At 70.2% G+C, this 2,218-nt stretch carries 1 protein-coding gene and 1 pseudogene; both read left to right on the plus strand.

Annotated elements, in window-relative coordinates:
- A pseudogene (locus AC1DZ6_RS23860) lies at positions 1–386 on the plus strand (lysophospholipase); the annotation flags it as partial.
- A 24-nt stretch (positions 387–410) separates the two neighbouring features.
- Positions 411–2,218: glycoside hydrolase family 95 protein (locus AC1DZ6_RS23865; RefSeq protein ID WP_477099589.1), on the plus strand; the 1,808-nt coding region annotated here is incomplete at its 3' end.

Raw genomic sequence — 2,218 nt, forward strand, 5'->3', positions numbered from 1 at the left:
CCCGCAAGGTGGCCGCCGAGACCGGCGCGCCCCTCGTCGACCTGCACGCCGACAGTTCCGCGGCTGTCCAGAAGATGGGCGCGGCCGAGGCCACCCGCTTCGCYCAGAGCCCGCCGCCCGCCCACGTGCTGGACGCGGCCCGCACGGGCACGACGATCGCGGCCAGCACGCCGGCGCCCGGCGCCGCCGGGGCCGCTCCAGCCGCCGCGCCGCCCCCGCAGAACAGCCCGGGCCAGAACAACGCCGCCGTCGAGCCGATGGGGCAGGCCAAGCTGTCGTTCGACTACACTCACCTGGGCGAGACGGGCGCGGACTATTTCGCGACCATCGTCACCGCCGACCTGGCCAAGGCCGTACCGGCCCTGAGTCGGGTTCTGATCCCCTAGTTTCCGCCTCCCGAGGACCTTGTCGTGCGCTTGACCCGTAGAACCACCCTGGCCCTGGCGGCCGGCGTCGCGACCGGCGGCCTCGCCCCCGCCAAGGCGGCCGGCGCCTCGCCGCTGCGTCTCTGGTATCGCCAACCCGCCCAGGAGTGGGTGGAAGCCCTTCCGATCGGCTCGGGTCGCATGGGCGCGATGGTGTTCGGCGGCGTGGCGGTCGAACGGCTGCAGCTGAACGAAGACACCCTGTGGGCGGGCGGGCCCTACGACCCGGCCAATCCCGAGGCTTTGAAGGCCTTGCCGGAGATCCGGGCGCTGATCGACGCCGGCGACTACGCCAAGGCGACCGAGGTGGCCGACGCCCGCTTCATGGCCACGCCCAAGCGCCAGATGTCGTACCAGACGATCGGCGACCTGAAGCTGACCTTCCCGGGCCTCGACGGCCAGCCGACCGACTATGTCCGCGATCTCGASCTGGACGGGGCGATCGCCACGACCCGAGTCGCGGTCGGGGGAACTCGCTACACCCGCCAGGTGATCGGCAGCTATCCGGACCGCGTCATCGCCGTGCGGCTGAGCGCCGACAAGGGCAGGGCGATCACGGTCGACCTGGCTTTCGACAGCCCGCTGAAGTCCAAGCCGGTCTCCAGCCTAGAGGGCCGCGACACCCTGGTCCTGTCCGGCGCCAACGACACCCAGCAGGGCGTCGCCGCCCAGCTGAAGTTCGAGTGCCGCGTCCAGGTGCTCAACAAGGGCGGAACGCTCACGGGCAAGGACGGCGTGCTGTCGGTCGTCGGCGCCGACGAGGTGGTGCTGCTGATCGCCGCCGCCACCAGCTATCGCCGCTTCGACGACGTGAGCGGGGACCCGACGGCCCTCAACCGCGCGGTGCTGGCCAAGGCCWCGGCCAAACCCTGGCGGACGCTGCTCGCCAACCATCAGACCGATCACCGGGCGCTGTTCCGCCGGGTGAGCGTCGACTTCGGGACCACCACGGCGGCTCTGAAGCCGACCGACGAGCGCATCAAGGTCTCGCAGACCACCGACGATCCGGCCCTGGCGGCGCTGTACTACCAGTACGGCCGCTACCTGCTGATCGCCTGCTCGCGCCCCGGCGGTCAGGCGGCCAACCTGCAAGGCGTCTGGAACGACAAGACCTCGCCGCCCTGGGGCGGCAAGTACACGATCAACATCAACACCGAGATGAACTACTGGCCAGCCGAGCCCACGGGCCTGGCCGAGTGCGTCAAGCCGCTGATCGAGATGGTCCGCGACCTGTCGGTCACCGGCGCCCGCACCGCCAAGGTGATGTACAACGCCCGCGGCTGGGTCACTCACCACAACACCGACCTGTGGCGGGCCAGCGGACCGATCGACGGCGCCAAGTTCGGAGTGTGGCCCACGGGCGGGGCCTGGCTCTGCAAGCATCTGTGGGATCACTACGACTACTGCCGAGACCGCGCCTATCTGGCCGACGTCTATCCGCTGATGCGCGGCTCGGCCCTGTTCTTCCTCGACGCCCTGGTGGTCGATCCCAAGTCGGGCAAGCTGGTGACCAGTCCGTCGATCTCGCCGGAGAACAGCCACGGCCACGGCTCGTCCCTGGTGGCCGGTCCGACCATGGACCAGGCGATCATCCGCGACCTGTTCACCGCCTGCATCAAGGCCGCCGCGATCCTGGGGATCGACGCCGCGTTCAGCGCCCAGGTGGCGACCGCGCGCGACAAGCTGGCCCCCTACAAGATCGGCAAGGACGGCCAACTTCAGGAGTGGCAGGAGGACTGGGACGCCGACGCGGCCGACATCCATCACCGCCACGTCTCGCACCTGTATGGCGT

It is taken from the genome of Caulobacter sp. P1_B12_2, assembly GCF_056406675.1.